This is a genomic window from Sphingopyxis solisilvae, assembly GCF_015475875.1.
GTDB lineage: Bacteria > Pseudomonadota > Alphaproteobacteria > Sphingomonadales > Sphingomonadaceae > Sphingopyxis > Sphingopyxis solisilvae.
Genome location: NZ_JADKYM010000004.1, coordinates 23,651 through 44,452, shown reverse-complemented (window position 1 = coordinate 44,452; position 20,802 = coordinate 23,651). Strand labels below are relative to the sequence as shown.

General features: G+C 64.2%; 16 protein-coding genes. 5 read left to right on the top strand and 11 right to left on the bottom strand.

Annotation, left to right across the window (positions count from 1 at the left end; translation table 11 throughout):
- The first annotated feature begins 12 nt into the window (after positions 1-12).
- The gene (locus IR187_RS04225) at positions 13-2,538 is read left to right on the top strand and encodes a TonB-dependent receptor (RefSeq protein WP_194953466.1); all 2,526 of its coding nucleotides are present in this window, start codon (positions 13-15) and stop codon (positions 2,536-2,538) included.
- 66 nt (positions 2,539-2,604) lie between these two features.
- Here IR187_RS04225 and IR187_RS04220 read toward each other — a convergent pair whose 3' ends face one another.
- On the bottom strand, positions 2,605-2,760 hold the full coding sequence (locus IR187_RS04220; RefSeq protein WP_194953465.1) for a hypothetical protein: 156 nt from the start codon (positions 2,758-2,760) through the stop codon (positions 2,605-2,607).
- Positions 2,761-3,106: 346 nt separating this feature from the next.
- On the opposite strand from IR187_RS04220, the gene katG reads away from it, so the two are divergent.
- Together katG and IR187_RS04210 are read left to right on the top strand one after the other, a co-directional pair.
- Positions 3,107-5,302: a catalase/peroxidase HPI gene (gene katG, locus IR187_RS04215; RefSeq protein WP_194953464.1), complete on the top strand. Its 2,196-nt coding sequence runs from the start codon at positions 3,107-3,109 to the stop codon at positions 5,300-5,302.
- A gap of 177 nt (positions 5,303-5,479) precedes the next feature.
- Positions 5,480-5,974, top strand: coding sequence for a YdeI/OmpD-associated family protein (locus IR187_RS04210; protein ID WP_194953463.1), 495 nt, complete (start codon positions 5,480-5,482; stop codon positions 5,972-5,974).
- 38 nt (positions 5,975-6,012) lie between these two features.
- Here IR187_RS04210 and IR187_RS04205 read toward each other — a convergent pair whose 3' ends face one another.
- A complete protein-coding gene (locus tag IR187_RS04205) occupies positions 6,013-7,260 on the bottom strand; it encodes an aspartate kinase (RefSeq protein WP_194953583.1) in 1,248 nt (415 codons plus the stop codon).
- A gap of 159 nt (positions 7,261-7,419) precedes the next feature.
- Between IR187_RS04205 and ubiG the strand changes: the two genes are divergently transcribed.
- Both ubiG and IR187_RS17060 read left to right on the top strand, forming a co-directional pair.
- Positions 7,420-8,145: a bifunctional 2-polyprenyl-6-hydroxyphenol methylase/3-demethylubiquinol 3-O-methyltransferase UbiG gene (ubiG, locus tag IR187_RS04200; RefSeq protein WP_194953462.1), complete on the top strand. Its 726-nt coding sequence runs from the start codon at positions 7,420-7,422 to the stop codon at positions 8,143-8,145.
- Positions 8,142-8,735, top strand: coding sequence for a YdeI/OmpD-associated family protein (locus tag IR187_RS17060; RefSeq protein WP_194953461.1), 594 nt, complete (start codon positions 8,142-8,144; stop codon positions 8,733-8,735). Before ubiG ends, IR187_RS17060 begins: the two co-directional genes overlap by 4 nt.
- A gap of 10 nt (positions 8,736-8,745) precedes the next feature.
- On the opposite strand, the gene IR187_RS04190 is transcribed toward IR187_RS17060, so the two are convergent.
- The 9 genes from IR187_RS04190 to IR187_RS04150 form a co-directional block, all read right to left on the bottom strand.
- Positions 8,746-9,684, bottom strand: a complete 939-nt coding sequence (locus tag IR187_RS04190) for a hypothetical protein (RefSeq protein ID WP_194953460.1) — start codon at positions 9,682-9,684, stop codon at positions 8,746-8,748.
- Between the two features lie 34 nt (positions 9,685-9,718).
- Complete coding sequence (locus IR187_RS04185; RefSeq protein ID WP_194953459.1) at positions 9,719-10,054, bottom strand: hypothetical protein; 336 nt, start codon at positions 10,052-10,054, stop codon at positions 9,719-9,721.
- A 61-nt stretch (positions 10,055-10,115) separates the two neighbouring features.
- Positions 10,116-10,787, bottom strand: coding sequence for a glutathione S-transferase family protein (locus IR187_RS04180; protein WP_194953458.1), 672 nt, complete (start codon positions 10,785-10,787; stop codon positions 10,116-10,118).
- 78 nt (positions 10,788-10,865) lie between these two features.
- A complete protein-coding gene (locus tag IR187_RS04175; RefSeq protein ID WP_194953457.1) occupies positions 10,866-11,297 on the bottom strand; it encodes a hypothetical protein in 432 nt (143 codons plus the stop codon).
- Positions 11,298-11,552: 255 nt separating this feature from the next.
- Entirely contained in the window at positions 11,553-16,076 is a 4,524-nt protein-coding gene (gene gltB, locus IR187_RS04170) for a glutamate synthase large subunit (protein ID WP_194953456.1), read from the bottom strand.
- A gap of 24 nt (positions 16,077-16,100) precedes the next feature.
- Positions 16,101-17,228: a DUF2059 domain-containing protein gene (locus IR187_RS04165; RefSeq protein ID WP_228765535.1), complete on the bottom strand. Its 1,128-nt coding sequence runs from the start codon at positions 17,226-17,228 to the stop codon at positions 16,101-16,103.
- Between the two features lie 23 nt (positions 17,229-17,251).
- Entirely contained in the window at positions 17,252-18,694 is a 1,443-nt protein-coding gene (locus IR187_RS04160) for an NAD(P)-dependent oxidoreductase (protein WP_194953454.1), read from the bottom strand.
- A 158-nt stretch (positions 18,695-18,852) separates the two neighbouring features.
- The gene (locus IR187_RS04155; RefSeq protein WP_194953453.1) at positions 18,853-19,653 is read right to left on the bottom strand and encodes an undecaprenyl-diphosphate phosphatase; all 801 of its coding nucleotides are present in this window, start codon (positions 19,651-19,653) and stop codon (positions 18,853-18,855) included.
- Positions 19,654-19,724: 71 nt separating this feature from the next.
- Positions 19,725-20,657, bottom strand: a complete 933-nt coding sequence (locus IR187_RS04150; RefSeq protein WP_194953452.1) for a complex I NDUFA9 subunit family protein — start codon at positions 20,655-20,657, stop codon at positions 19,725-19,727.
- Positions 20,658-20,802 lie beyond the last annotated feature (145 nt).

The window sequence follows — 20,802 nt, the reverse complement described above, 5'->3', positions numbered from 1 at the left end:
CAGGAAATTGCCATGACTGCTCGAAATTTTTTCGGCCGCCGATCCGTGCGGCCCACGCCTTTTGCCCTCGGACTGATACTTGCGATCGCGGCCCATCCCGCCGCCGCGGCCGAGTCGGCGACGGCCGCGTCGTCGGACCCCGCCGTCACCGCTCCGCAGGTCGACGATGACATCAGCCGCGGCGACATCATCATCGTCACTGCGCGTCGCCGCCAGGAAACCGCACAGGAAGTGCCGGTCGCGATTTCGGTCATCCGCGGTGATTCGATCGAGGCGACCGGCAACTTCAACGTCGTAAAGCTGCAACAGCTCGCCCCGACGCTTCAGGTCTATACGACGAACCCGCGCAACACGTCGGTCAATATCCGCGGCATCGGGGTGCCTTATGGCCTGACCAGCGACGGGTTCGAACAGGGCGTGGGCATCTATGTCGACGACGTCTATAACTCGCGCGTTGCCGCCGCGACCTTCGACTTCCTTGACGTCGATCAGGTCGAGGTACTGCGCGGGCCGCAGGGCACGCTTTACGGCAAGAACACCACCGCGGGCGCGATCAACATCACCACCAACCAGCCGACCTTTGATTTCGAGGGGCGGGCGGAAGTCAGTGTCGGCAATCTCAACTACCGGCAGGCGAAAGCCGCCGTGTCGGGGCCGCTGACCGACAAGATCGCCGCGCGCATCGCGATCGCTGCGACCAGCCGCCGCGGTACGTTGTTCAACACCCGCACCGATCGCTGGATCAACGAACAGGACAATCTCGGCCTGCGCGGCCAGCTGCTGTTTCAGCCCAACGAGGATCTCAGCATCACGCTGGCCGGCGATTACAGCCAGCAGGATCCCGAATGCTGCGGCACCGCCTTCGTCCGCGTCGGGCCGACCCAGCGTGCGCTGAACCGCCAATATGACGCGATCATCGCGCGGCTTCAGGCAGCCAATCCCGGCTATAATTACACCGTCCCCAGCCGCAATGTGTACGACCGGCTGACCGACATCGATGCCAGCCTGAGCGCGGGCAACAAGATTGGCGGCGTATCGCTGCGCGTCAAATGGGATGTCGGGCCGGGCACCTTGACCTCGATCACCGCGTGGCGCTTCTGGGACTGGAAGCCCGAGAATGATCGCGATTTCACCGGCGCGTCGGTGGTCTCGCGCTCGCAAAATCCGTCGCAGCAGGACCAGTACAGTCAGGAGTTCCGCTATAATTATGAGGGCGACACGATCGATTTCGTCGCGGGACTGTTCGCTTTCCGGCAGCGGATCGATACGCAGGGCACCGAGCAGCAAGGCATCGACGCGACGCGTTACAGCCTCGCGCCATCGACCGATCCGAACAATGTCTATAACCGGCCCGAGGTGCTGAACGGTCTGACCGCCTCCAACACCCAATTCCTGAAAGCCGACAGCGCCGCTTTCTATGGACAGCTCAGCTACAAGCTGACCCGCGAACTGACCATCCAGCCGGGCATCCGCATCAATTATGACAAGAAAGAAGGCTTTTATCAGCGTGTCGTGACCACGGGTGCGGGGCAGGTGATTGCCAGTTGCGCCCCGGCGGCAACCGCCGACAATGCGGTGCTCACCGCACAGTGCGGCGTCTATCAGCCGCAGCTGACCGAGCCGTCGGTCAGCGACTGGAATTTCAGCTATGATCTGAACGTGAACTACAAGCTCGCACCCGACGTGCTCGCCTACGCCACCTATGCGAAAAGCTTCAAGACCGTTGGCATCAACCAAAATGGTTTGCCGCTCGACACCAACAACCAGCCGGTGCTGAGCGCGAGCACGGTCAAACCGGAATCGGTCAATCATTACGAGATCGGGCTCAAGACGCAATTCCTGAACCGCCTCGCGACCTTCAACCTCACCGCGTTCCGGACCGAGATCAAGAATTTCCAGGCGACGGTGAACGGCGGCCAGTTCGGCACGGTGCGCGGCTATCTGGCGAACGCCGAAAAAGTGGTGTCGCAGGGTATCGAGGCAGACTTCAAGATCCGCACCAGCGACCGGTTCACCGCTTATGCCAACGGCGCCTATACCGATGCCAAATATAAAAGCTTCACCAACGCGCCATGCCCGCCCGAATTGTCCGGCGGGACATTCCAGCCAGCGAATGCGGCGCCCGATTATTCGCAGCCCGGCGTCCCCGGTGCGCTCAGCCCGCGCGAGTGCGATATTTCGGGGGCTGATCTGCCGGGGGTGTCGAAATGGGCCTTTTCCTATGGTGCGGAAACCAACATTCCCGCCACGTTGCTCGCAAAGGATGGCCAGGTCTATCTGGGCGTCGACGGCAATTATCGCTCACGCTGGAACTCCAATGCGTCGCCTTCGATCTACACCGATGTAAAGGGCTATGCGCTGACCAATTTCCGCGTCGGCTTCCGCGCCGAGGGGTTCGATATTTTTGGCTGGGTCCGCAACGCCTTCGACGTCAATTATATCGAAACGCTGCAAGTGGCGCCGGGCAATGTCGGGCTGATCGCCGGGCAACCGGGCGACCCGCGCACCTGGGGCGGGACGGTCAAAGTCAGTTTTTGACGACCCGCACCGACCAAAATGAAAAGGGGCCGCCCGTGGGCGGCCCCTTTCACATGCGCATCATGCTCAGCGCTGCTGGCGGTTTTCGCGATCGGCGTCGGGGCGCTCGTCGCTTCCCGGTTGACGGTTCTGTCCGCCCTGCTGCTCCTGCTGGCGGCGCCGTTCTTCGTCGCGTTCTGCCTGCTGGTTCTGCTCGTTCTGCTGGTTGGGGCTGTTGGCCACTTTCCTTCTCCTTCAGTCGCCGGTTGACGGTGGCGACATCGGAGCAACCGGCCACCACCCGCCAATGTTCCGCGCGCCCGGCGGCATTCGCCGGGGCGTGGCAGTTCCGCGGTGGAGCCCCGCGACGCGGCGCGGGCAGTGCGGTAATGATCGGCATAGTCAATTACTGAGTTCAGCTTATTCGGTTAGGTCGATTGGGCGTGGCCGCCTATCCTTGCCTGGTCAAATCAAGGGAGACGCTCCGACTCGCGCCGCGCGCGACGCAAATTCCTTCCGCAACCCGGCCCCCTGTCACGCGCCGGTCATTGCGACAGGCCATCGATCAAAACCATAAAGGAGAGACTGTATGAACGATCAGACCCCCATCGACGCCGCCGGCGGTTGCCCGGTCCATCAGGGTGGCGTCCGTTCGCTGCTCGGCCGCACCAACAAGGATTGGTGGCCCGAAATGCTGGCAACCGAAATCCTCAACCCGAACGGCCCCTCCAATCCGCTCGGCGACGATTTCGATTATGCCGAAGCTTTCAAGTCGCTCGACTATCAGGCGCTGAAAGATGACCTGAAGGCGCTGATGACCGACAGCCAGCCGTGGTGGCCGGCCGACTACGGCCATTATGGCCCGTTCTTCATCCGCATGGCGTGGCACGCCGCGGGCACCTATCGCACCGCGGACGGCCGCGGCGGCGCCAACAGCGGGCAGCAACGCTTTGCGCCGCTCGACAGCTGGCCCGACAATGGCAACCTCGACAAGGCACGCCGCCTGCTGTGGCCGATCAAGCAGAAATATGGCAACAAGATCAGCTGGGCCGACCTGTTCATTCTGACCGGCAACGTCGCGATCGAAAGCATGGGCGGCCCGGTGTTCGGCTTCGGCGGCGGCCGCGCCGATGTGTTCGAGCCCGAGCGCGACATCTACTGGGGCAGCGAAGACAAATGGGTCAATGAGGGCGTTCAGACCCGCATCGATCCCGACAAGGGCATGGAAGCGCTCGAAGGCCCGCTCGCCGCGATCCAGATGGGTCTGATCTATGTCAACCCGGAAGGGCCGGGCGGCAATCCCGATCCGCTGCAATCGGCGCGCGACATGCGCGCGACCTTTGAGCGCATGGCGATGAATTCGGAAGAAACCGTCGCGCTGACCGCGGGTGGCCACACCTTTGGCAAGGCGCATGGCAATGGCGACGCGTCGCTGCTCGGCGCGGCACCTTCGGGTGGCGATCTGGCGGCGCAGGGTTTCGGCTGGGTCAGCAGCCACGACAGCGGCGGTATCGGCGAACATGCCGTGACCAGCGGCATCGAAGGATCGTGGGTCAACACCCCGACCGAATGGTCGGAGAATTATTTCCGCCTGCTGCTCGATTATGATTATGAGCTCGTCCATTCGCCCGCGGGCGCGCAGCAGTGGCAGCCGATCAACCAGAAGCCGGAGGATATGGCCCCGGCGGCGTGGGATCCCAACATCAAGGTTCCGACCATGATGACCACCGCCGACATGGCGCTGAAAATGGATCCCGAGTTCCGTGCGATCAGCGAGAAGTTCCGCAATGACCATGAAGCGTTCAAGGATGCCTTTGCGCGCGCGTGGTTCAAGCTGTGCCACCGCGACATGGGGCCCAAGATCCGCTACCTCGGCCCCGAAGTTCCCGCCGAGGACCTGATCTGGCAGGATCCGATCCCGGCGGGCACGATGCCGTCGGACGCCGAAGTGGCGGCGGTGAAGGAAAAGATCGCCGCGAGCGGTCTGACCGTCAGCGAGTTGATCAAGACCGCCTGGGCGTCGGCCAGCACCTATCGCAAGTCGGACCACCGCGGCGGCGCCAATGGCGCGCGCGTTCGGCTGGCGCCGCAAAAGGACTGGGAGGTCAACGAGCCCGAGATGCTGGCCAAGGTGCTGAGCACCCTCGACGGCCTGCGCGGATCGATGTCGATGGCCGACGCCATCGTGCTTGGCGGTGTGGTCGGGCTGGAAAAGGCGATCAAGGATGCGGGTTTCAACGTCGCAGTGCCCTTCACCGGCGGCCGCGGCGACGCAACCGCCGAACAGACCGACGCCGACAGCTTCGCGGTGATGGAGCCCGAAGCCGACGCCTTCCGCAACTATCTCGGCAAAAAGAAGCTGGCGGTGAAGACCGAGGAAATGATGCTCGACCGCGCGTCGCTGCTCGGCCTCTCGGTCCCCGAAATGACGGTGCTGGTCGGCGGCTTGCGCGTCCTCGGCGCCAACCACGGCGAGCGCGGCCACGGCCATTTCACCAAGCGTTCGGGCCAGCTGACCAACGACTTCTTCGTCAACCTGCTCGACATGACCAATGTCTGGAAGGCCGTCGACGGGTCGGACGATCAGGAATATGTCGCCACCGACCGCAAGGGCGGCGGGGAAACTTGGCGAGCGACCCGCGCCGACCTGGTGTTCGGGTCCAATTCGGAACTGCGCGCGGTCGCCGAAGTCTATGCGCAGTCCGACAATGGCGAAAAATTCGTCAAGGACTTCGTCCAGGCGTGGACCAAGGTGATGAACGCCGACCGTTTCGACCTCGCCTGATCGTGCGCACCGGTCCTGCCTCATGCCGCGGGGCCGGTGACATCACATCGGCGACGGGTCGTGACCCGCTCGCAGGGACATGGGCCTGCGGGCGGGTCCTTTTTCAAGCCGCCTCCCCAATGTTCGCGGCGTCCTATTGCGCGCTCGCCAATCCCATCCTTCTGTTACAGGAGCGAGATGAATTTTAGAGCGAAGATCGAACTGCGGGGCATCAACCCCTATGTGTGGGTAACCCGGGCGCGCGCAGGTCGGATCAAGGCCGGGTGGAGGCGACCGATGCCCGTGCTTGTCCAGATCAATGGACAGCCGAATCCGCCCCGGCGGGTCAACATGATGCCTGCGGGCGACGGAGGCTTCTATCTCTATCTCGACGGCGTTGCTCGCAAAGCATCGAACAGTCGTCATGGCGACATGGTCGATGTGGCGGTTGTTTTCGACGAGGAGTATCGAAGCGGTCCGCAGCACGACATGCTGCCCGACTTCGTCGTGCGCCTCGACAACAATCCAACGGCGAAAACGCGTTGGGATGCCCTCGCGCCCAGCCTGCAGAAAGAGATATTGCGCTATCTGGCCAATCTGAAATCGGACGTGGCGCGGCGGCGCAATGTCGAACGCGCCATTGCCGTGCTGGGCGGTGCGAAGGAGCGTTTCCTGGCGCGCGATTGGAATTGAGCGGGACTGGGGTCAGGACCCTAGGTGCGCCCCCTCCGTCAGTCGGCGTCGAGCCCGTAAGCCGTGTGCAGCACGCGCACCGCGAGTTCGGTTTCATCCTCGTCGATCAGCACGCTGACCTTGATCTCGCTGGTCGAGATCGCCTGGATGTTGATGCCGCGGTCGGCCAGCGCGCGGAACATCGTGCTCGCGACGCCCGCGTGGCTTTTCATGCCGACCCCGACGACGCTGATCTTCGCGACCTTGTCGTCGCTGATGATGCGGTTGAAGCCGATCTTTTCCTTCGCGGCCTCAAGCAGGTCGATCGAGCGCAAAAGGTCGGTTTGCGGGACGGTGAAGGTCACGTCGGTCTCGCCCTTGTCGCGGCCGACGTTCTGGATGATCATGTCGACGTTGATCCCCGCCGCGGCGAGCGGGCCAAAGATATTGGCGACGCCGCCCGGCCGGTCGGGCACGCGGGTGACGATGACCTTGGCTTCATTCTTGTCGTGGGCGATGCCGGTGATCAGCTGCCGTTCCATCTGATGTTCCTCTATTTCCTCGTCGCTGACGATCATCGTGCCGCGGGCGGGGGCTTCGTCGCCCTCGACAAAGCTGGACAGGACTTGCACGCGCACACCCTCTTTCATCGCCAACCCGACCGAGCGCGTTTGCAGCACCTTTGCCCCGACGCTCGCCAGTTCGAGCATTTCTTCATAGGTGACGTAATCGAGCTTGCGCGCGCGCGCGACGATGCGCGGGTCGGTGGTATAGACGCCGTCGACGTCGGTGTAGATGTCACAGCGATCGGCTTTCAGCGCGGCAGCGACCGCGACGGCGCTGGTGTCCGATCCGCCGCGGCCGAGCGTCGACACGCGGCCGTCTTCCATCAGGCCTTGGAAGCCGGGGATCACCGCAACCTCGCCGCGCGCCATCGCGGCGGCGAGCGCGCCGGTGTCGATGTCGGCGATGCGCGCGCGGGCGTGCGCTTCTTCGGTGCGGATCGGGAGTTGCCAGCCGAGCCAGCTGCGCGCGGGGGTGCCCATCGCTTGAAGGGTGAGCGCGAGCAGGCCCGACGTCACCTGTTCACCCGACGCGACCACGACATCATATTCGGCCGGGTCATAGCGCGGGTTCGCTTCACGGCAGAAGTTCACAAGACGGTCGGTATCGCCGGCCATCGCCGAGACGACGACGGCAACTTCATTGCCATTGGCGACCTCGCGCGCAACCAGCTTCGCGACGGTGCGAATCCGCTCGGTGCCCGCCATCGACGTGCCCCCGAATTTCATCACGATCCGCGCCATCTCGCCCTGCTTTCCCGAACTGGTTTCGACCGCAACTTTTCCAAGCATTTCTGCGGCGTCCGGCTGTTAGGGAAGGGGAAAGGCGATGGCAAGCGCGCGAAGGACCGCGTCGGATAGAATTTCTTGCACCGGCGAAGGCGCAGTGCCACATCGTTGCGCATGAACGCCGCCACGATCAACCCGCACGAAGCCGCGCATTTCGGGGCGCTCGCCGCCGACTGGTGGGATCCGCACGGATCGTCGGCGATGCTGCACAAGCTGAACCCGGTGCGCCTCGCCTATATCCGCGAGCAGATCGACACGCATTGGCACGTCGACGCGCGCGAGCGCCAGCCGCTCGCCGGCAAGCGCGCGCTCGACGTTGGCTGCGGAGCCGGACTGCTCGCCGAGCCGCTGGCGCGGATGGGTGCGGCGGTTACCGGGGTTGATGCGGCGCCCGAGAATATCGCCGTGGCGAAGGGTCATGCCGCGGGCCAGGGGCTGGCGATTTCCTACTTCTCAGGTGAACTGGCGGCGTTGCCGGCGGGCCAGTTCGATCTCGTCACATCGATGGAGGTCGTCGAGCATGTCGCCGATCCCGCGGCCTTTATCGGCGAACTTGCGGCGCGCCTGGCGCCCGGCGGGCTGATGATCCTTTCAACTCCGAACCGCACGATCGCATCGAAACTGCTGCTCGTCGAGGCCGCCGAGCGCATCGGCGCGGTGCCGCGCGGGACACACGACTGGGACCATTTTTTGAAACCCGAGGAACTGACCAAGCTGATCGCAGATGCGGGTCTCGAGGCTTTCGGCCGCACAGGCCTGTCGCCGTCGGCAGCCAAGGGCTTCAAGCTTGGCGGCAGCGAGGCGCTCAACTATCTGCTCGCGGCGAGACACGCGGAGTGAGCCGCGACCCGCGCGTCGACGATTATATCGCGAAGCGCCAGCCGTTCGCGCAACCGATCCTGACCCATCTTCGCGAACTCGTCCACCAACATGCGCCGGGCGCGGAGGAAACGCTCAAATGGGGCGTCCCCCATTTCGTGCTGAACGGACAGAATCTGGCGAGCATGGCGGCGTTCAAGGGGCATGCGACCTTCGGTTTCTGGCGCGACGAGGAGGTCACCGGATCGCCGCGTGACACCGGAGCGATGGGCAGCCTGGGGCGGCTGACTTCGCTTGCCGACCTGCCGGGCGACAATGCCCTTGCTGCCGATATCCGGAAGGCGGCGGCACTGTGTGCTGAAGGCAAGCCCAAGCGCGCGGCGCCAGCGCCCAAGGTCGCGCTCGACCTGCCCGATGATCTTGGTACCGCGCTCAGGGCCAATGCCGCAGCGCAAGGCCATTGGGACGCCTTCTCGCCTGGCAAACGGCGCGACTATATCGAATGGGTGATCGAGGCCAAGCGCGGGGAAACGCGCGTCAAACGGATCGAGACGACCGTCGCGCAGGTCGCCGACGGCAAGGAGTTGCACTGGAAATACAAGGCATGCTGACGAACCAACGCTATCGCCGCGACGCGGGGCGGTGTTTGCACACCTCACCCGCGTCGGACAAGAGGCCGTTGCGCGCTTCATCGGCATTCGTCCCCTTGAACTGTTGCGCCAGAATTCCAACCGCAGCAAGGCAGTCGGCGACGCCCGCATGCTCGGAAAGATTCTGTGCAGCAATTCCCGTTGCAAATATCTTGCCGCCGGTTAGCGATGCGCCTTTGGCATCGCCGGTACCGCCACCCCGAAATGTACCGTAAACCGACAGCGCATCCTCCCGCGATCCCTGCGTGTCCGGGATAAGCTGTAGGCGGAGCCGGGCGATGTCGTTGTTGACCGCAGTCAGCCGCTCGGTTTTGGCCTGAAGCAATGCGTTCGCCGCAGCCACGCGTGCTCGCTCGGTTGTCGCGTCGGAGGTGCCAACACCGGCAGCGGTCGCCAAGACCAGCTGAGCATCCGCCCGCGCCTGGGTCTGCGATGCCAGCTCTCCTTCGGTCGGTATGGTTCCCAGCCTTGCCAACGCTGCTCGTGCTTCCGATCGCCGCTCGAGCAACTGCAAATTGCTCTCTGCCGTCTTCTTTTCCAGCTCTATCTGACGAATGTCGCTGCTCAGTTTGATGACTTCTTCCTGATTGGAGGCAATGGCGGCGTCGATCGCGCGGTTTGCAACGGTATCCACCTTTCCGCCGCGGATTATCTGCATCGCGTAGGTCGCGTTGGTGCAGTTGGTTGGACTGGAATAGCGGCAATATTTTGCCACCGCGACCGGAACGAGCGCTACATTGGTTTCCTTGAAACCGATCGTCACATCGAGTCCGGGATTTTCCGGCGTGCCGGCTGTGACCCCGACACCGATGGTCGATTTAGACGCATACACCAGCGGCGCCTGTTCCATCGGATAACAGCCCGCGAGAGCCGGTACCGCCAGTATCGCGACCAAGATCGCTTTGTTCATTCTACCATCCCCCCAATGATATCGAGCGACCCGATTATTTCTTGATACAGATATCCTTATGTGTTTGCGCCAATTCGCGCCAAAACCGGCGGCCTTCTTCATCCAATTTGGCATCGAATAGGATGATCGCGCAACTACTGCCAGCAATCTGATATACTAGGCTTTCGTCCTGATAGCCCAGTGTGACGTTACCAGCCCCGCGGATCAGTCCGAACCCGCGGGATTGGACGGCGATAACCTCGGCATTGTCCGGTGCTACAATGCGCAGACTTCCTGCGTGCATCTTTGCTTGCCCCCCGTCAATATTGACGATGGTACACCCGGCCGCAAGCATTAAAAATGGCACTAATATCAGTTCTGGCGTCCGCACAAATCCCCCGATTCATGCGCAATGCTATCATGGCTGTCCCGATTATCCTAACCGCCCCGGATCAAAAATCCACATCCTCATAATATTTCGGCGGGGTGACGATTTCCATCCGCTCAGCGAGCAGCGGGCGGAAGCTGGGGCGCGATTTCAGGCCCGAATACCAGCCCTTTGTCTGCTCGTGTCCCGTCCAGTCGATCCCGCCGAGATAGTCGGCGACCGAAATATGCGCCGCGGCAGCGAGATCGGCGAGGCTCATCGTCGCACCGGCCAGCCAGGTGCGGTGATCGATCAGATAGTCGATATAGTCGAGATGGTTGTTCGCCGCCTTCATCGCCTCGCGCAGCGCCCCGCCGTCGGGCGGCTGGCGATGGACGATGCGTTTCTGCATCCGTTCGAACAGTAACGGGCCGGTGACTTCATAGTAGAAATCATGGTCGAACCAGGCAGTCAGCCGGCGGATTTCGGCGCGGTTGGCAGCGGTGCCGTTGATCATCGCCTTGCCTTCGACGGTTTCCTCGAAATATTCGGCGATCGCCATGCTGTCGATCAACACCTGTCCGCGCGCCTGATCGACCATCACCGGGGTGCGCCCCGCCGGGTTCAGGTCGACGAACTCGTCGCGGCGTTCCCACGGCGATTCGCGGATCAATTCATATCCAACGCCTTTTTCGCCCAGTAGCAGACGGACCTTGCGCGAAAAGGGACAGAGCGGGAATTGATAGAGTTGCCACATGGGTCCGGCATAGCGGCAGCGGGGCGCCGTGCGCAACGGCTATGGCGCCACGCGTGTCCTCGATCGTGGATTATCGTATCAGCGGCGCGCGGCAGCGCGTTCGCGTTCCCATTGCGCGGCCAGGTCACGCGCCATGTCTTTCAGAACCGGCGCATAAATCGCCAGTGCCGATGCTGCTTGCCCGGCCATTCGGGTGGTCGCCCGCACGTCGGCGCCCATCCGGTCGGCATAATCGGGATCGCGTCCGGTGACGTCGCCGACCGTCGCGTCGGACGGGACATAGGCGGCATCGGAATAGGGATCGACGCGGGCGACCGCCTCGGCCAGCGGCCCGACCGGCATCCGCAGCAGCGCGCCGACGATCGCGCTGACCGTATCGGCCATGCGGTCCTGCACCACCGGGTCGTTCAGCGTCGCGACGGTATCGCGCAACTCGGGGTCGGCGGCGAGCGCGGGCAGCGGCGCGGCGAGCGCGAGCAGGGGGAGGGCGATGAGGGCGAAGCGGGTCATGGCTTTCATCCTTCCAAGGGACGCAAGGTTCGGTAAAGGCAGTGTGTCTAGCGATGTAACGCTTTCGCTGGGCTGAACGTGCCACCACATTGCGGTGAAGTGCAGCCGGAACGGGATGAGCGATCCTCCCTGTCGCGCAGCGATGGGGAGGGGGACCGCTCGCGAAGCGAGGGGTGGAGGGGAGCAACGTCGCGCTATTGCCCCTCCGTCAGCGCTTCGCGCTGCCACCTCCCCATGGCTTCGCCACAGGGAGGATTATTCTGCAGCGACCACCTCGGCCTCGGCATCGCTGAGCGGATGCGCGAGGCGGCTGAGCATTTCCTTCGGACATACCTGCCAGAACTGGTCTTTCCAGCGGTCCCAGTCGGCGAGGATTTCGCCCGACCATTTGCTGCCGGTGGCCTTGGCATGATCCTCGACCAGATCCTTCAGCACGCCTTCCCAATGCGCGCTGTCGATCCGTTGCCAGACGATCGACTCGGCATTGGCTCGGCGGGTGAACTGGCCGTCGGTATCAAGGACAAAGGCCATGCCGCCGGTCATCCCGGCGCCGAAGTTGGAGCCGACAGGGCCGAGGATCACGGCAACGCCGCCGGTCATATATTCGCAGCCGTTGGCGCCGCAGCCCTCGACGACGACCTTTGCGCCCGAGTTGCGGACCGCGAAACGCTCGCCCGCCTGACCCGCGGCGAGCAAGGTGCCCGACGTCGCGCCATAGAGGACGGTGTTGCCGATGATGCTGTTGTGCTGGCTGACCAGCGGGCTCGACACGGTCGGGCGCACGACGATGCGGCCGCCCGACAGGCCTTTGCCGACATAGTCGTTGGCGTCGCCGAACACTTCCAATGTGATGCCGCTGCACAGGAAGGCGCCGAGCGACTGGCCCGCGGTGCCGCGCAGGCGGACCTGGACGTGATTGTCAGCGAGCCCGTTCATGCCGAACTTGGCCGTCACTTCGGCCGACAGGCGGGTGCCGACGGCGCGGTGGGTGTTGCGGACATTGTACGTCAGCTGCATCCGCTCGCCGCGCTCGAACAGCGGCTTCGCGTCGCTCAAAATCTGCGCGTCGAGGCTGTCGGGGACCGGATTACGGAGCAGCCCGTGCGAGCGGCGCTGGTTGTCGGGCGCGTCGACCTTGGCGAGGATCGGGTTGAGGTCGAGATCGTCGAGATGCTCGGCGCCGCGGCTGACCTGGCGCAGCAGCTCGGTGCGACCGATGACTTCGTCGAGGCTGCGGCACCCGAGTTTAGCCAGGATTTCCCGCACTTCCTCGGCGATGAAGGTCATCAGGTTGATGACTTTCTCGGGGCTGCCGGTGAATTTCGCGCGCAGCTTTTCGTCCTGCGTGCAGACGCCGACCGGGCAGGTGTTGCTGTGGCACTGGCGCACCATGATGCAGCCCATCGCGACGAGGCTCAATGTCCCGATGCCATATTCCTCGGCGCCGAGGATCGCCGCGATGACGATGTCGCGCCCCGTCTTGAGCCCGCCATCGGTGCGCAGGCGGATGCGGTGGCGCAGGCCGTTGAGCGTCAGCACCTGATTGACTTCGGACAGGCCCATTTCCCACGGCGTGCCGGCATATTTGACGCTGGTCTGAGGCGAGGCGCCGGTGCCGCCGGTATTGCCCGCGACGAGAATGACGTCAGCATGCGCTTTGGCCACCCCTGCCGCGACCGTGCCGATGCCCGCCGAACTGACGAGCTTCACGCAGACGCGCGCCTTCGGGTTGATCTGCTTGAGGTCGTAGATCAGCTGCGCCAGATCTTCGATCGAATAGATGTCGTGATGCGGCGGCGGGCTGATCAGCGTCACCCCCGGCGTCGCATGGCGCAGGCGGGCGATGAACTCGGTGACCTTGAAGCCGGGCAGCTGGCCGCCCTCGCCGGGCTTGGCGCCCTGTGCGACCTTGATCTCGATCTCGTCGCAGGCGCCGAGATATTCGGCGGTGACGCCGAAGCGGCCCGACGCGATCTGCTTGATATTGCTGTTGGCATTGTCGCCATTGGCATAGGGTTGGTAACGCTCGCTCGCCTCGCCGCCTTCACCGGAGACGGCCTTGGCGCCGATGCGGTTCATCGCGATCGCCAGCGTCTCATGCGCTTCGGGCGACAGCGCGCCGAGCGACATGCCGGGGGTGACGAAGCGCTTGCGGATTTCGGTGATCGCCTCGACGCTGTCGAGCGCTACGCCCTGCGCCGGATAGTTGAATTCCATCAAGTCGCGCAAATACACGGGCGGCAGGTCGGCGACGCCGCGCGAGAATTGCAGATAGGTCGAGTAACTGTCGGTCGCGACCGCGGTCTGGAGCAGGTGCATCAGCTGCGCCGAATAGGCGTGCGTCTCGCCGCCCGCGCGCTGGCGATAGAAGCCGCCGATCGGCAGGGTGGTGGCGCGCTGGTCGAATGCCGCTTCATGCTTCTCGGTCGCGTTGATGAACAGCGATTGATAGCCTTCGCCCGAAATCTTCGCCGGCATACCGGGGAACAAGTCGTTGACGAGTGCGCGGCTCAACCCCACCGCCTCGAAATTATAGCCGCCGCGATAGCTCGAGATCACCGCGATCCCCATCTTCGCCATGATCTTGAGCAGCCCGTCGTCGATCGCCTTGCGGAAGCGCAGGCGGCAGTCGTCGAGGCTGAGGTCGCCGAAGAGCCCCCGTGCGTGGCGGTCAGCGATCGCGGCTTCGGCTAGATAGGCGTGGACGGTGGTCGCGCCGACCCCGACGAGCACCGCAAAGGCGTGGGTGTCGAGCACCTCGGCCGAGCGCACGTTGATCGAGGCGTAGCTGCGCAGCCCCTTGCGCACGAGGTGGGTGTGGACGGCGGCGGCGGCGAGCACCATTGCCATGCCGACGCGTGTTTCGCCGATGCTCTGGTCGGTCAGGAACAATTCGCTGCGCCCGGCGCGCACCGCATCCTCCGCCTCGCGGCGGACGCGCGCGATCGCTTCGCGCAGGGTCGCGGCGTCGCCGCCGACGGGGAAGGTGCAATCAATGTCGGCGACCGCATCGCCGAAATAGGCGCGCAGCCGGTCCCAGTCGTCGCCGACCAGCACCGGCGAATCGATCGCGAGGACATGGTCGCTCTGCCCCTTTTCGTCGAGGATGTTGGCGAGGTTGGCGAAGCGCGTCTTCAGGCTCATCACATGCCGTTCGCGCAGACTGTCGATCGGCGGGTTGGTGACCTGGCTGAAATTCTGGCGGAAGAATTGCGCCACGTGGCGCGGTTTGTCCGAAATGACCGCAAGCGGGGTGTCGTCGCCCATCGAGCCGACGGCTTCCTTCGCATCCTCGACCATCGGCGACAGGATCAGCTCCATATCTTCCATGGTCAGCCCTGCGGCGACCTGGCGGCGGAGCAATTCGCTGCGCTCGAAGACGGGCAGGCTCGATTTGCCGCCCTTGGGCAGGTCGGCCATGGTGCGGAAGCCTTTGACCCGCGCGCCATAATCATGCGCGCCCGCGATCTTGTCTTTGATCGCGCGGTCCTCATAGAGGGTGCCCTTCTCCAGATCGACCGCGATCATCTGCCCGGGGCCAAGACGGCCCTTTTTGCGGATGGATGCTTCGGGGAGCAGCACCATGCCGCTTTCGGAGCCGACGACGAGCAGATTGTCGGCGGTCAGCGTATAGCGCAGCGGGCGGAGCGCGTTGCGGTCCATGCCCGCGACCGCCCAGCGGCCGTCGGTCATTGCAAGCGCCGCAGGGCCGTCCCAAGGCTCCATGACACTGGCGAGATAGGAGTACATCGCCTTGTGCGCGGCGGGCATTTCGGTTTCGTTGATCCACGCCTCGGGCACCAGGATCAGCTTCGCGGTCGGCGCATCGCGACCGGCGCGGCACAGCGTCTCGAACACCGCATCGAGCGCCGCGGTGTCCGATGCGCCCGCGGGGATCACCGGCTTGATGTCTTCCGAATGCTCGCCGAAGGCGAGGCTCGCCATCTTGATCTCGTGGCTTTTCATCCAGTTCTTGTTGCCGCGGATCGTGTTGATTTCGCCATTGTGCGCGAGGCAGCGAAACGGCTGTGCCAGCCACCATTGCGGAAAGGTGTTGGTCGAATAGCGCTGGTGGAAAATCGCGACGCGGCTTTCGAACAGCTTGCTGGTCAGGTCGGGATAAAAATCGGCGAGGCTCTCGGCGAGGAACAGCCCCTTGTAGATGATCGAGCGGCACGACAGGCTGCACACGTAGAAGTCGGCAATCTGCGCCGCGATGACCTTTTTCTCGATCCGGCGGCGGACGAGGTAGAGCTGCTTTTCGAACTCGGCGAGCGAGGCTTCGTCGGGTAGCGGTCCGGCGATCATGATTTGCTCGATCTCGGGCCGGGTGCGCTGCGCCTTGTCGCCGATCACTGAAACGTCGACCGGCACTTGGCGCCAGCCGTAGATAGTGAAACCGGCGTCGATGATCTCGGCCTCTACGATCGTGCGGCATTCTTCCTGCGCGCCCAGATCGGTGCGCGGCAGGAAGACCATGCCGACGGCGAGGCGGTTCGGGCGCACCTTGTGCCCCGACGCCGCAATCGCATCGTCGAAGAAACGGACCGGCAGGTCGACATGGATGCCCGCGCCGTCCCCCGTCTTGCCATCGGCATCGACCGCGCCGCGATGCCACACGGCACGTAAGGCTTCGATCGCTGCCTCGACGACGCGGCGCGACGGCTTCCCGTCGGTCGCCGCGACCATGCCGACGCCGCAGGCATCGGATTCGAGGTCGGGGCGATACATGCCATGCTCGGCAAGCCGCGCGTGGTCGGGGGTGGGGTAGTGGGTCATCGTGTGTCCTGACAGTCGGGCGACTTATTCGGATGGATCGGGCAGGCCGAGCTTTTTGCGGGCGTTGGCAATCGCCGCTTCGCGCGCTTCGAACGCAGCGGTCGCGGCGGCGTCGGACGCTTCCTCTGCGGCCTCTACTTGCGCCAGATCGGCCTCCGACCAGTTGGCACGGTTCCACGACGGATCGTCATAAACCGCGTCCGCAGCCGCATCGGCAGCAGCCTCTGCGGCGTCGGCCGCGATCGTCACGGCATCGTCGCTCTCCGTGTTCCACAGATCGCGGTGCTCTTTCAGCGTCTTGACGTTGACCTTCAGCAGTTTGGCCAGCTTGTTCAGTTCGGCGTCGCTGAAATCGCCCAGTTGTTTTTCCTTGGGCAGCTCTTCCATGCTCTTGAATTGACCCTCGAGCTCCGGCGCCCGGTCGATGAATTTTCCGACCATCGCCGGAACGGCGCGCACCATCGCCACCATCACTTCGGGATCGGCCTGTAGCGCCAGCGATTCGCCCGCGAACATGCGGCCGGTCGGCGTCGCGAAGAAGCCGTTCATCTCGGTCAACTGCTCGACGCTGAACTTGCGCGCATAGGCCTTGGCCAGCCCCGCGCGCATCGGCGCTTCCATGTCGGCCAGCACTTCGCTGACCAGCGGCCGGATGAACTTCAGCATCTGGTCTTCGCGTTGCTGGCGATAAGGGTCGAACATGTCGGAGACGGTTTTTTTGGTCTGCTCGTCGAGCATCGCGATCTTGTCGTTCTCAACCCCGGTCTTGATCGACAGCATGATGTCCGACGTGCCGCCGATCTCGCCCATGAGGGTCGAGAGGAACTTGCCGTACATATTGTCCATCATCTTTTCGAGCGCGCCGCGCGGGATCAGCGCGTCGCTCGTCTGCTGCGCCAGCGCCAGCCGCGCCGGTTCGATCGGGGGCAGGTCGCTGGTGTCGAAGATCTTTTCGACCAGCGCGATGATTTCGTTCATCTCGCGCTGCATCTTGGCCTTCGCTTCTTCGGTCATCGCCGCGCTGTCCGGGTCGCCGGCGTCCGCCGTCACGACTTCGGCCTCGGGTGCCTCCTGCGCCGCGGCAGCGACGGGCAGGCCGAACGGTGTCAGCGCCATCGTGCCGGCGAGCAGCAGCATCTTGAACTTCGACATCATGAATTTCCTTCCCCTGTTGGTCATGCTGCCTTCATTTCGCCTTTTGCTTTCGCCTTCAACCACTTTGCCATCTGGTCGCTGACGTCGCGGCCGTCGCGGATGCCCCACACCACCAGGCTGGCGCCGCGCACGATGTCGCCCGCGGCGAAAACGCCCGGCAGGCTGGTCATCATCGTCTGATGATCGACGCGCAGCGTACCCCAGCGCGTGACCGACAGATCGGGTGAACCGAACAGATGGGGCAGTTCCTCGGGATCGAAGCCCAGCGCCTTGATCACCATGTCAGCGGGCAGGTCGAATTTGCGGCCGGGATCGACCTCGGGGCTGCGGCGGCCGCTGGCATCGGGGGCGCCGAGGCGCATGCCCGCGACCGCAACCTGTTTCACCTGCCTGTCGGCGGTGAAGCTTTCGGGCGCCGACAGCCAGACGAATTCGATGCCTTCCTCCTCGGCGTTCGACACTTCGCGCTGCGACCCCGGCATATTGTCGCGGTCGCGGCGATAGAGGCATTTGACCGACTTCGCGCCCTGCCGCACCGCGGTGCGGACGCAGTCCATTGCGGTGTCGCCGCCGCCGATGACGACGACATGCTTGCCCGCGGCGTCGAGGCGGCCGTCGTCGAAGGCGGGAACCGCATCGCCGAAACCCTTGCGGTTCGACGCGACGAGATAGTCGAGCGCGGCGATGACGCCGTCGGCTTCGTTGCCCGGAACATGGATCTCGCGCGCCTTATAGACACCGGTCGCGATCAGGATCGCGTCATGCTTCTGGCGCAATTGGTCGAGCGTCGCGTCGGCGCCAACCTCGAAACCCAGATGGAATTGAATGCCGCCCGCGACCAGCCGGTCGATGCGCCGCATCACGACGTCCTTTTCCAGCTTGAAGCCGGGGATGCCATAGGTGAGCAACCCGCCGGCACGGTCGTGGCGGTCGTACACATGCACCTCATGCCCCGCGACGCGCAGATATTCGGCGGCGGTCAGCCCCGCGGGGCCGGCACCGATGATGCCCACCGACTGGCCAGTCGCGGTGCCCGGATGCAGCGGCTCGACCCAGCCCTCGGCCCAGGCGGTGTCGGTAATATACTTCTCGACGCTACCGATCGTCACCGCGCCATGGCCCGAAAATTCGATGACGCAATTGCCCTCGCACAGCCGGTCCTGCGGGCAAATGCGTCCACAGATCTCGGGCATCGTCGAGGTGGCGTTGCTGAGCTCATAGGCTTCGCGCAGCCGCCCCTCGGCGGTCAGGCGGAGCCAGTCGGGGATATGGTTGTGCAGCGGGCAATGCACCGAGCAATAGGGGACGCCGCATTGCGAGCAGCGCGCGGCCTGTTCATCGGCATCGGGCGCGGCGTAGCGTTCCGCGATTTCGCGGAAATCCTGCGCGCGATCCGCGGCGGATCTTTTGTCCGGATAGGATTGTTCACGCTCGACAAACCGGAGCATGCGATCGGTGGCCATGCAAATTCCCCTTCCGAGCGGGGCAGATGCATGGCCGGGCCTGCGCTGTCACGAAGGAAAACGGGTTTGGGTCAGTAATAATGACCTAAAATTTCATCCAATTCGACACGTCGCGAAATCAGGCGCAACATTGTTTCATATATAATACCAAATCGGCCCTATCTGACCGAGAGCCAGATCAGTGCGGTAGTCCCGACAACGATTCGGTACCAGGCGAAGGGTGCGAAGCCGAAGCGACCGACGATCGCAACCAACGACTTGACCACCGCGAGCGCAACAACAAAGGCGACGACCAGCCCGATGGCGATGGCGCTCAGATCATCGATCACCAGCACGTCACGGTCTTTCCACAGCGCATAGACCGTGGCACCCGCCATCGTCGGAACAGCCAGGAAAAAACTGAACTCGGCGGCGGTCTTGCGCTCCACCCCCATCAGCAGCGCCCCCATGATCGTCGCGCCCGAACGGCTGACCCCCGGGATCATCGCGATGCACTGGATGGCGCCGATGGCGATCGCGGTCCCCAAAGGCATTGCTTCAACGCTTTCCACTTTCACCACCTTGACCATGCGCTCGATGACCAGGATCGCAATGCCGCCGAGCACCAGCGCCACGGCGACGGTCGTCGGCGACTGAAGCAGCGCGCGGACGCCTTCATAAGCGACGGCGCCGATCAGCATCGCGGGCAGAAAGCCGATCAGGATGTTTCGCGTAAACAGGATCGAATCGCGGTCCTGTCGCAGCAACCCCATGCCGACGTTCCAGAAACGCTGGCGATAGGCGACGAGCACCGCCAGGATCGCGCCGAGTTGGATCGAAATTTTGAACGCCGCCGATCCTTCGCCGGTGAAACCGAGCAGTTCGGCCGCGAGAATCAGGTGTCCGGTAGAGGAAACCGGCAGAAACTCGGTCAACCCCTCGATGATGCCGAGAATGATGATCGTGGCTAGGTCGTGCATAGATGTCCTGGGGTTGGTTTACCCCAGCGACCAGAATGATCGGGCGGGGTGGGGGGTGCCTGTGCTGCAGGTCAGGCGTGCTGGGCAAAACGCCCGAACCGCCGGTACTGGACCAGCCAGCCGTCGGCCACCGCCGCCAGCGACGTCGGCACGATGCCCAGCTGCGCCAGCCCGGCGGTGTCGGCAGCGGCGACATTGTCCTGTTGCAGCATCAGCCACTGGTCCTTGGTGATCGGCGCACCCGGTGCCCATCCAAGACCGCTCGCCAGCCCCGACGCGACAAAATCGGGGACGTCGACGAACAGCGGTGACCGGCCCGTCGCATTGGCGATCCAGCGCAGCAGCGCGGCCATGGTCAGTACCTCCGGCCCGCCCAGTTCGTACAGCTGGCCCGCCGCCGCCGGCGCCAGCGCCGCCACGACGGCATCGGCTACATCGCCGACATATACCGGCTGGAACTTTGTCGCGGGTGCGATGACCGGGATCACCGGCGACACACGCATCATCGCGGCGAAGCGGTTGATGAACTGGTCCTCGCGGCCAAAGACGATCGACGGACGCAAGATGGCGGCGCCGGGAAGGGTCGCGCGCACCGCCGCTTCGCCGTCGCCCTTGCTGCGGCCATAGGCCGACAGGCTGTCGCGGTCGGCACCGATTGCCGAGACATGAACCAGCGTGCCGACACCGGCGGCCGCCGCAGCCGCCGCGACATGCCCGGCGCCGTCGGCCTGCACCGCCTGCATGTCGCCGAACGCGCCGACGAGATTGATGACGGCATCGCTGCCCGCAACGGCGCGGGCGACACTCGCCGCATCGCGGACGTCGGCGGCGACAAACTGGGTCTGGCCGAGGCCGCCGAGCGGCTTGAGAAAGGTCGCCGCGCGCGGATTGCGCTGCGCGATCCGCACCCGCGCCCCGCGCGCCAGCAGCCGCTGCACCGCATAGCGGCCGACGAAGCCGCCGCCACCCAGCACCGTGATCAATTGCCCGTCCAGTTTCTGCATAACGTCCGCCTGTGATCGATTCTCTTTGGCCGCGCCTGGCGCGCGGCGCCCGCCACCCCATGCCGCGAAGCGGGGAAGGGGGCAAGGGGCGAGGCAGGCTGACGGGCCGATTCCGGCGCCTTGGCAAATAAATGATGTCCGATCC

Excerpts from the sequence above, each read along its gene's own strand:
- IR187_RS04160 (WP_194953454.1), bottom strand. The coding sequence starts at position 18,694 with ATGGCCACCGATCGCATGCTCCGGTTTGTCGAGCGTGAACAATCCTAT.
- IR187_RS04180 (WP_194953458.1), bottom strand. The coding sequence starts at position 10,787 with ATGTGGCAACTCTATCAATTCCCGCTCTGTCCCTTTTCGCGCAAGGTC.
- IR187_RS04175 (WP_194953457.1), bottom strand. The coding sequence starts at position 11,297 with ATGACCCGCTTCGCCCTCATCGCCCTCCCCCTGCTCGCGCTCGCCGCG.
- IR187_RS04205 (WP_194953583.1), bottom strand. The coding sequence starts at position 7,260 with ATGGCGCGGATCGTGATGAAATTCGGGGGCACGTCGATGGCGGGCACC.
- IR187_RS04210 (WP_194953463.1), top strand. The coding sequence starts at position 5,480 with ATGAATTTTAGAGCGAAGATCGAACTGCGGGGCATCAACCCCTATGTG.
- IR187_RS04165 (WP_228765535.1), bottom strand. The coding sequence starts at position 17,228 with ATGTCGAAGTTCAAGATGCTGCTGCTCGCCGGCACGATGGCGCTGACA.
- IR187_RS04155 (WP_194953453.1), bottom strand. The coding sequence starts at position 19,653 with ATGCACGACCTAGCCACGATCATCATTCTCGGCATCATCGAGGGGTTG.
- katG (WP_194953464.1), top strand. The coding sequence starts at position 3,107 with ATGAACGATCAGACCCCCATCGACGCCGCCGGCGGTTGCCCGGTCCAT.
- IR187_RS04190 (WP_194953460.1), bottom strand. The coding sequence starts at position 9,684 with ATGAACAAAGCGATCTTGGTCGCGATACTGGCGGTACCGGCTCTCGCG.
- ubiG (WP_194953462.1), top strand. The coding sequence starts at position 7,420 with ATGAACGCCGCCACGATCAACCCGCACGAAGCCGCGCATTTCGGGGCG.
- gltB (WP_194953456.1), bottom strand. The coding sequence starts at position 16,076 with ATGACCCACTACCCCACCCCCGACCACGCGCGGCTTGCCGAGCATGGC.
- IR187_RS04225 (WP_194953466.1), top strand. The coding sequence starts at position 13 with ATGACTGCTCGAAATTTTTTCGGCCGCCGATCCGTGCGGCCCACGCCT.
- IR187_RS04150 (WP_194953452.1), bottom strand. The coding sequence starts at position 20,657 with ATGCAGAAACTGGACGGGCAATTGATCACGGTGCTGGGTGGCGGCGGC.